The sequence below is a fragment of the Aeromonas fluvialis genome (assembly GCF_000819885.1).
GTDB classification, from domain to species: Bacteria; Pseudomonadota; Gammaproteobacteria; order Enterobacterales; family Aeromonadaceae; genus Aeromonas; species Aeromonas fluvialis.
Genome location: NZ_CDBO01000005.1, coordinates 87,323 through 96,092, shown reverse-complemented (window position 1 = coordinate 96,092; position 8,770 = coordinate 87,323). Strand labels below are relative to the sequence as shown.

The 8,770-nt window shown below is 56.9% G+C and carries 8 protein-coding genes; all 8 read right to left on the bottom strand.

From position 1 onward, the window contains the following. On the bottom strand, positions 1 to 604 hold a 604-nt coding region (locus BN1125_RS18245; RefSeq protein WP_208854205.1), incomplete at its 3' end, for a hypothetical protein. A 1,461-nt stretch (positions 605 to 2,065) separates the two neighbouring features. Further along, complete coding sequence (locus BN1125_RS19210; protein ID WP_167562298.1) at positions 2,066 to 2,215, bottom strand: hypothetical protein; 150 nt, start codon at positions 2,213 to 2,215, stop codon at positions 2,066 to 2,068. A gap of 566 nt (positions 2,216 to 2,781) precedes the next feature. Then, entirely contained in the window at positions 2,782 to 3,858 is a 1,077-nt protein-coding gene (gene arsB, locus BN1125_RS01035) for an ACR3 family arsenite efflux transporter (protein ID WP_042009986.1), read from the bottom strand. After that, positions 3,858 to 5,099, bottom strand: a complete 1,242-nt coding sequence (arsJ, locus tag BN1125_RS01030; protein ID WP_042009985.1) for an organoarsenical effux MFS transporter ArsJ — start codon at positions 5,097 to 5,099, stop codon at positions 3,858 to 3,860. Before arsJ ends, arsB begins: the two co-directional genes overlap by 1 nt. Positions 5,100 to 5,106: 7 nt before the next feature. Then, positions 5,107 to 6,123 carry an ArsJ-associated glyceraldehyde-3-phosphate dehydrogenase gene (locus BN1125_RS01025; RefSeq protein ID WP_042009983.1) on the bottom strand — a complete coding sequence of 339 codons (1,017 nt, stop codon included), beginning with the start codon at positions 6,121 to 6,123 and terminating at the stop codon, positions 5,107 to 5,109. Positions 6,124 to 6,133: 10 nt separating this feature from the next. Beyond that, complete coding sequence (locus BN1125_RS01020) at positions 6,134 to 6,631, bottom strand: phosphatase domain-containing protein (protein WP_244268441.1); 498 nt, start codon at positions 6,629 to 6,631, stop codon at positions 6,134 to 6,136. Next, positions 6,618 to 6,989 carry an arsenate reductase/protein-tyrosine-phosphatase family protein gene (locus tag BN1125_RS01015; RefSeq protein ID WP_244268440.1) on the bottom strand — a complete coding sequence of 124 codons (372 nt, stop codon included), beginning with the start codon at positions 6,987 to 6,989 and terminating at the stop codon, positions 6,618 to 6,620. The genes BN1125_RS01020 and BN1125_RS01015 overlap by 14 nt, the downstream gene beginning before the upstream one ends. A 1-nt stretch (position 6,990) precedes the next feature. Beyond that, entirely contained in the window at positions 6,991 to 8,766 is a 1,776-nt protein-coding gene (gene arsA / locus BN1125_RS01010; protein WP_042009979.1) for an arsenical pump-driving ATPase, read from the bottom strand. Between the last annotated feature and the right edge of the window lie 4 nt (positions 8,767 to 8,770).

Genomic DNA, 8,770 nt, shown 5'->3' with positions numbered 1-8,770 from the left:
GATTATCCGGATCGGTAATAGGTGTACCACTACCAGGAGGCAAAATAACGGGATCGCCAGGTTTTCCAGGCACTAAGGGGATATCAGGAACTTGAGGATCTGAAGGTCTATTGTCAGGATTATCCGGATCGGTAATGGGTGTACCACTACCAGGAGGTAAGATAATCGGGTCAGTAACATCATCAGGACACTTGGTCAGTGACCAAAACCAAGAATTAGCGCTCGGTGTTTCCCACTTGCCTGGGTTATTTTTGGCAATAAAGCACTCATCTTTATAAGAGACAATATCGCCATTTTTAACCAGTGTTTGACCGGGAATAAATGGAATGACATCACCAGGAGCAGGGGAAGGCGGAGGAGAAGGCTCACCGGAACACTCTTCTGCTTCATCCCAAAACCATGATCCTTTAGCCGGTGTTTCCCAAACGCCGGGATTGTTTTTCGCAATAAAACAACCACCATTATAAGAAACCATGTCGCCATTACTTACTTTTGTCTCGCCAGGAACAAAAGGAATAATGACTTGCTCTGTCGTAGCCGCGTACAAAAAACCGCTAAAAATAACACTGGCAATTGCCACAGATATTTTGTTTTTCTTTATCATAAGCTTTTTCCCAAATATAAAACATCTATATAATATCCATCTCACAACCAATCACTTTACCTTTCACTCTTGAACGGAAGCTGAATGGGAAATAATAAACCCGTCATTCCGCACCTAATTTTTGCATTTTAAATGGTGATGAAGTTCACACAGCCAGGATTGAATTGAGAAAACCAGTGACTTCACTCATGTTGCCACGTAACAATGTTCTGTTGGGTAGCAGTTCACATCATTTCACGGGGGGCGAAAGAATGAATCTGAGCATTTTAGTTTTTATTCCAACCTCAACTGCCAACACCTCAATGTTGCAACTTGCTGTGAACGTGTAGGCATCATCGCCGAAAAAAAATCCCCAATCAGGTGCGGAATGTCGGATAAACCTTTAATCCATACGATATCACTTGTCACATCAGGGGGGCACACTAACCTAAAAAATGAGCAAACAGAGCAAAACAACATCAACAAGTATAAATATCACTCACTCCACGGTGTAAAACCGAGTGCTATTTACGCTTGGGTTGTGTGCTTAATGGGCAAAAATCTGGCTTGTTACTTGATTTAACAAAGTGTGCTCCCGCCCTGACTTGTCACATCTGAGTGAGCGCGTGAACATTTTGTTAACCCCCCGTGTCAGGATAGATGCTACTCCTTAGCCAATGACGTGTCGTAACGATTGGGGGGCGGTAATTGAGTCACTATGAAACTGTATTCTGCTGAGCAAAAAGCTGCTTTGATGGCCAAAATGTTCCCCCCCACCGAATCAGCCTTGTTGGCCTTTATGGCGTATGTTGACACACAGGGACCTCAATCCGATACGAGCCGCGTTGACCGATCGGCCTGAGCAGAGTGACTACACCAGTATCAAACAACGCCTTGAAGAGCCTGCTACGTCTGACGTTTTGCCACCACTTTTGCTACCGTTTGCCAGTCAGAGGGGAAGCCTGCAGCATTGCCCTGTGCCTTCACCGACTACCTGATGCTGGTTGATTGGACAGGTCGTGCTATTCGGTCTGACAAGCGTGGTCATATTCCGGCTCATCTTGGCGCTATCCTGGAACGATTGGGTCTTGATGGTGTTCGCTGGTTGAAGCAGGTGACGCTGTTCAGGCGACAAGGGGTCAGAGTGGTGGGAGACAAAGAGCTATGCCAGCAGTTTGCCCGCCACTGTGGCCAGCGGCGATGCCATCAACCACGGCTCTGATTGCTTAGTATCCACCCTGCCGCTAGCTCCGAATATGGTCGCGGTAGGGGTGTCGGGTGACTGCCATTGCTACCGCGATCGATCTTAAGAGGGAAGTCCGATGGGGAGCCCCTCCCCGGTTATCTCCCCTACACCTCATCAACAGCACTCCATAAAAAACCACCGACCTTCAGGGAAGTCGGTGGTTTTTTATGGGTTGTAGATAACGGCGAGTAGATACTGAACGTTCGCTACCTTAGCTCTCACCCGGGGAAAGCGGGCTACTCTTCCAGCGCCTCCGGTTGTCTCTCCCCCACCCGTAACTGTTGCAGTTCATCGACTCGGGCTTGCCACTTATCTTGGGCCTTTTTGCGCTCTTGAAGCTGGAACTCTTCGCGCATGTTGTCGATTTTCTGGTCAAGTGTTTCCATCCGAGTGTCTCCTTTATATGACAGGGTTAAAGACTGTGAGGGCGCATTGGCCAACCTCCTCCCCTATTAGGACATCACTCATGCCCGGAACGCTCAACGAAATAATAGATTGAAAATGCGATATTAAATCTAAAAATACTTATTTACTCTGCTCAACGATCAGCTATGGCGGCCGCTGCCACCTTGCTACGCGAAGTAAATTGCTACTCATAGACACCCCCTGCACCAACCAAACAAGGTGATAAATGCATGGGTTGTCATCCGGTTTGGACTCTTCCCATCTGGGGGCAGCGCTCCTCGCCGAACGGACTGAAACGGCGTGAAGCGCCGCTATGACCCTGTGCAGATGCAGTCAACGCAGCAACCCAACCAGTCGCGGTCGCCAAACCAATGAAAAGGCCCCCTCTTACCCAACGGCAAGAGGGGGTCTGTTATGTTTGCCGCATACAAATCTGGCAAATCTGGGGCGCCCTATTTTCTGAGCAAGGCGTAGCATAGAAAACACTGTAGTGGTGCCAACTATCTTGACACGGGGGGGTTGTGGTAGATGGTGATAGCGGTGTCACTCATGCTTGCACCTCCGCTTTGCCATAGTTCCGCTTCATGCGCAGGGCCACATTGACCAGGGCGATCAGTACGGGCACTTCAACCAGCGGGCCTATCACACCGGCGAATGCTTGATCCGAGTTCAGGCCAAACACTGCGATGGAGACCGCGATGGCCAGCTCAAAATTATTGCCGGTGGCGGTAAAGGCGATGGAGGCGTTCTTGTCATAGGGAATACCCAGCTTCTTGCCCACCAGGAAGCTGGTAAAGAACATCAGCACGAAATAGACCACCAGCGGGATAGCAACGCGAACCACATCCATGGGCAGCTCAACTATCATCTCCCCCTTGAGGCTGAACATCAGCACGATTGTGGCCAGCAAGGCGATCAGGGTAATGGGGGAGATGGCCGGAATGAAGCGCTCGCTGTACCACCGCTCACCCTTGGCCTTGACCAGGTAATGGCGGCTCAGAAAGCCTGCCAGGAAGGGGATGCCGAGATAGATCAGCACGCTTTCGGCGATATCCAGCATGGTGATATCCACCGCGAACCCCTGCAAACCGAACAGCGGGGGCAGCACTGTAATAAACAACCAGGCCATGAAACTGTAGGTGAGGATCTGAAAACCGCTGTTGAGCGCCACCAGAGCCGCACCGTACTCCTTGTTGCCGCCCCCGAGATCGTTCCACACCAACACCATGGCGATGCAGCGTGCCAGACCGATCAGGATCAGACCCACCATGTAGTCGGGGTAATCATGCAAGAATGTCAGGGCGATCACGAACATCAAGATGGGGCCAACCAACCAGTTCATTATCAATGAGAGGGTAATCGCCTTACGGTCGCGGGTCATGGCCCCCATGGTGCCGTAATTCACCTTGGCCAGCGGCGGATACATCATCAGGATAAGGCCGATGGCCAGCGGGATATTGGTGGTGCCGACCGACATCGCCTCGTTCCACTGAGCCACCTGAGGGAACAGATAACCAATCCCCACCCCGATGGCCATGGCGACAAAGATCCAGAGGGTGAGATTGCGGTCGAGAAAGCTCATTTTTTTGCTGACGGGCAGATCGCAGCAGGCTGTATGACTCATCACAAGACTCCATGAGGGTTGGATGAAGTGGAAGGCTGATGGCGTGGCAAACCAATGGATATAAACGCCGCCAGCAGGATAAAGAGGGTGGAGATCCAGAGGCAGGCCTCAAGACCGTAGAGCTGGAATACCAGCCCGGAGAGCAGGGTGCCGAGCAGGCGTCCCAGGGCATTGGCCATGTAATAGAAGCCGACATCCAGCGATACCCCGTCGGCTCCGGCATAGCTGACGATGAGATAGCTGTGCAGGGAGGAGTTGATGGCAAACAGGGCGCCGAACACCATCAAGCCCCCCACCAGGCTGATGGCCGGATGCACCTCATAGTGGAGCGCCAGGGCAATCAGGGCCGGGGTCAGTGCCAACCCTAGCGCCCAACGCATCGCTGCCTTGCCATCGGGTACACGTCCCTCTCGCTTGCCAGTAAAGCGGGGGGCCTGGGTCTGCACCACGCCATAAGCAATGATCCAGAGCGCCAGGAAGCCCCCCACATACCAGTGATCCCAGCCAAAGCTGGAGGCAAGGTAGACAGGAAGCGCCACCACAAACCAGACATCACGGGCACCAAACAGGAACAGGCGGGCCGCCGACAGGTAATTGATGGCGCGGCTCTTGGAGAAGATTTCGCTGAACTTGGGCTTGTTCTTGGCTTTGCCAAGATCCCGTTTCAGGGTCAGCATGCTGACGCACCACACCAGCGCCAACGCAAGTGCCATGACCAGCACGGCCCCCTGAAACCCGAGCAGGGTCAGCAGGGCGCCACCGAGGAAAAAGCCGATCCCTTTCAGGGCATTCTTCGAGCCGGTGAGGAGTGCCACCCACTTGTAGAGCTGACCCTGCGCCTCCCCCGGCACCAGCAACTTGATGGAGCTTTTGGCGCTCATCTTGTTGAGGTCTTTGGCTACTCCCGAGAGCGCCTGCGCCGCCATCACCCAGGGCACTGTCAGCCAGAGCGGTGGCACCAGCAACATGCCCAGTGCCAGCACCTGGAGGGCCAGCCCTATGTTCATGGTGCGGTTGAGCCCAAGGCGAGCGCCGAGCCATCCCCCCATCAGATTGGTCACCACCCCGAAGATCTCGTAAAAGAGAAACAGGGAGGCGATGGCCAGCGGGCTGTAACCGAGCCCATGGAAGTAGAGCACCACCAACATGCGCAGAGCGCCGTCGGTCAGGGTAAAAGCCCAGTAGTTGCCGGTCACCAGCAGATACTGGCGGATCTCGGGGGAGAGTCGGGTCAGTGCCATGGTCAGGTTATCCTTGCACCTTGTCCATTTGACCGACCATGCGCATCAGCTCGGCGGTGCGGTTGGCATAGCCCCACTCGTTGTCATACCAGGCGTAAATCTTCACCTGGGTGTCGTTGACCACCATGGTGGAGAGCGCATCTATGGTGCAGGAGCGCGGATCCGTCTTGTAATCCACCGACACCAGCGGGCGCTCTTCATAGCCCATGATCCCCTTGAGCTCACTCATCGCCGCGGCCTTGAGCAAACCATTGACCTCGGCTTCTGTTGTGGGACGGTTCACCTCGAACACGCAGTCGGTGAGGGAGGCGTTGGCGAGCGGCACCCGCACCGCATGACCGTTCAGCTTACCCTTGAGCTCGGGGAAGATGTGGGTGATGGCGGTGGCAGAACCTGTGGTGGTGGGGATCAGGCTCAGGCCGCAGGCGCGGGCACGGCGCAGGTCGGCATGGGGTGCATCCAGGATAGTCTGGGTGTTGGTGATGTCATGAATGGTGGTCATGGAGCCGTGCTTGATGCCCAGTTGTTCGTGGATCACCTTCACCACTGGCGCCAGGCAGTTGGTGGTACAGGAGGCAGCCGTCACTATGGGATGCTGCGCCTTGTCGTAGAGGTGGTGGTTGACCCCCATGACGACGTTCAGGACACCCTCTTCCTTGACCGGAGCTGTCACCACAACACGCTTCACCCCTTGCGCCAGATAAGCATTGAGCAGGGCCTTGGTTTTCATCTTGCCGGAAGCCTCGATCACCACATCACAGTCAGACCAGTCAGTCTGACCGATCTCTTTGTTGCGAGTGCAGAGGATACGATGGTCACCGATCACCATTTCGTCCCCATCGCTGCTGGCTTCATGATGCCAGCGGCCATGGACGGAATCGAAGGTGATGAGGTGTGCCAGCGAGGCGGCATCGCCAGCCGGGTCATTGATGCGCACAAACTCCACATCCGCCCAGTCGAAGGCGGCGCGAAATGAGAGACGGCCCATGCGGCCAAACCCGTTGATACCAACTTTGATAGTCATGCTGTTTTCCTTAACCGGCGAATGAGTAGTGGGTATTGAGGTAGTCAACGTGGGGCGCTAGGGTCAGCGCCTTGGGGCGCAGCCCCTGCACCAGCGACTTGACCTGGCTGGGGGCGTAACCCGCCTCCAGCAGCAGTATGGCCGCCATCAGTCCGGTACGACCCGAGCCGCCACGGCAATGAATGGCCAGGGTCTGACCCGCCGCCAGACGCGCCAGCAGATCCGCCTTGTGGTTGGCAAAGGCGGCGGCAAACGGTGCTTCGGGGGCGCAATCGTCCTCCACCGGCAGATGGAACCAGGCCAGCCCCAGTGCATTGCACTCGACGGGCAAGGCATCGGCCTTGAACTCGCTAAGCTCGGCATCGGGCATCATGGTGACTACCGCATCAGCCCCAGCGGCTTGCAGGGTCTTGAGGGAGGCTTGCAGGGAAGCCTCCTTGGTGCCGGGACAGGGGGTGAAGATAAGGCGGGCGCCATTATCCAGGTTCAGGATGTCAAACGGGTGCATGATAAACAGCGGCTCCATGTCTCATTGAGAACGTTAGGTGGGTGAAGAGTGGTTGATGGTTCGCATCGCTTGTTGCAGCGAGATGCGATCCAGTTGGTTCAGTGGCAGGCTCAGAAAGATCCGCAGCCGGTTGCCGATTTCGTGATAAACCTTGTTGAACGCTGCGCTGGGTGCTGGTGTCCAGATTGTGTTGCGCCAGCAATTCAAGGGGCAGCGGGTGTATCTCCCCTTTCGGGGAGACGCCAGCACTAAACGCCTTGAAGTTGCCCTGACCGAGCCGGTTGAGCAGCGCCTCAGCCATGATGCTGCGGGCCGAATTGCCGGTGCAAAGGAAGAGCACATTGAACGGACGTTGCATCTCACATCTCCTTGCGGATGGGGTGACATAAATCTTGCAGCGCTTTCACGCCCACCGGTTCGACAGCTTGCAAGGGCACCACGGCATAACGCTTGGCATGCTCCTCCTTGACCGCTTCGATATGGGGCTGCTGGCGATACGCTCGCTGGGCCAGCAGCGGTGAGGTGACGCTGGCTGGGGCCAACATATGATTGACCACCCAAGCCCAGGGCTCGATACCGGCGCGGCGCAGGTCGGCTTGCAAGTTGGCCGCCTCCTGTACCGGGGTAGGCTCGGGCAGGGTCACAATCAGCACCTTGGTCTGTTTCGGGTCTTGCAACTGCATCATGGGAGTGGTGAAGTGCAGCCCTTTGCCCCCCATCTGACGGGCGATCTCTCTGTGGTAGGCGCCAGTGGCGTCAAGCAGCAGCAGGGTGTGGCCGGTAGGGGCAGTATCCATCACTACGAAGCGCTTGCCCGCCTCACGTATGATCCGCGAGAAGGCCTGAAACACGGCGATCTCTTCGGTGCAGGGGGAGCGCAAGTCTTCTTCCAGCAGGGCGCGGCCCTGGGCATCCAGACTTGTCCCCTTGGTGGCCAGCACTTGGGTGCGATAACGCTCGGTCTCGGCGTGGGGGTCGATGCGGCTCACCTCCAGATGGGGCAGACTACCTGCCAGCGTCTCGCCGAGGTGCGCGGCGGGATCCGAGGTGGTGAGGTGTACCGGCAGGCCGCGACTGGCCAGCTCCACCGCCACGGCGGCCGCCAGGGTGGTTTTCCCCACACCACCCTTGCCCATCAGCATGATGAGGCCATGACCATCGGCGGCCAGTTCATCCACCAGCGAACTCAACTCGGGCCGGACTTGTTGGATAGCAGACTGAACTGCCGGGGATTGAGCGACCGCTCCTTCCGCTTGCAGCAGCAGACGCAAACTGTCGACCCCCATCAGATTGGTGGCCAGCAGCGGGATATGATCTTGCGCCAGCCCCTTGATCCCCTGCGGCATATCGGCGAGGGCTTGCTGCTCACGTTGCCAGATGGCCTGTGCCAGCGCGTCACCGGCGATGGCCGCCTCGGGGAAGAGGCCATTGATCACCAACTGCTGATTCAACAAACCGATGGCGGCCAGCTCCTCATGGGTGCGGGCCACTTCTCGCAGAGTGGAGTGCTGGGCGCGCGCCACCAGCACCAGACGGGTGCGGGCCGCATCGGCCAGGGCGGCGACCGCGTCGGCATACTGGCTGCGCTGCTTCTCCAGTCCCGCCAGCGGGCCAAGGCAGGAGGCATCCCCCTTGCCCTGCTCCAGAAATTCGCTCCAGGCCCCCGGCAGTTGCAACAACCGGATGGTGTGGCCGGTGGGGGCCGTATCAAAGACGATGTGGTCATACTCGGCCAGCAACGCCGGGTCGGTCAGCAGCGCAGTGAATTCGTCAAAGGCAGCGATTTCGGTGGTGCAGGCGCCAGAGAGCTGCTCCTCGATGCTGCGCACCACGCTCTCGGGCAACTTGCCGCGCACCGGCCCGACGATCCGCTCCCGATAGGCTTTGGCCGCCGCGGGGGGATCTATCTCCAGCGCCGACAAACCGGGCACAGCGACGATGGCGGTGACGCGATTGCCGATCCCGGTGGCAAACACCTGCCCCACGTTGGAAGCAGGATCTGTGCTCACCAGCAGCACCCGCTTGCCAGCATCACACAGCGCCACCGCACTGGCGCAGGCCAGCGAGGTCTTGCCCACCCCGCCCTTGCCAGTGAAAAAGAGAAACGGCGGCGGATTGTTCAGAAAATGGTACATAAGC

Bases quoted from the DNA above. Each gene is read 5' to 3' on its own strand.
- arsJ (WP_042009985.1), bottom strand. From the start codon at position 5,099: ATGGCACTGACCCGACTCTCCCCCGAGATCCGCCAGTATCTGCTGGTG.
- arsB (WP_042009986.1), bottom strand. From the start codon at position 3,858: ATGAGTCATACAGCCTGCTGCGATCTGCCCGTCAGCAAAAAAATGAGC.
- arsA (WP_042009979.1), bottom strand. From the start codon at position 8,766: ATGTACCATTTTCTGAACAATCCGCCGCCGTTTCTCTTTTTCACTGGC.
- BN1125_RS01025 (WP_042009983.1), bottom strand. From the start codon at position 6,123: ATGACTATCAAAGTTGGTATCAACGGGTTTGGCCGCATGGGCCGTCTC.
- BN1125_RS01020 (WP_244268441.1), bottom strand. From the start codon at position 6,631: ATGCACCCGTTTGACATCCTGAACCTGGATAATGGCGCCCGCCTTATC.
- BN1125_RS19210 (WP_167562298.1), bottom strand. From the start codon at position 2,215: ATGGAAACACTTGACCAGAAAATCGACAACATGCGCGAAGAGTTCCAG.
- BN1125_RS01015 (WP_244268440.1), bottom strand. From the start codon at position 6,989: ATGCAACGTCCGTTCAATGTGCTCTTCCTTTGCACCGGCAATTCGGCC.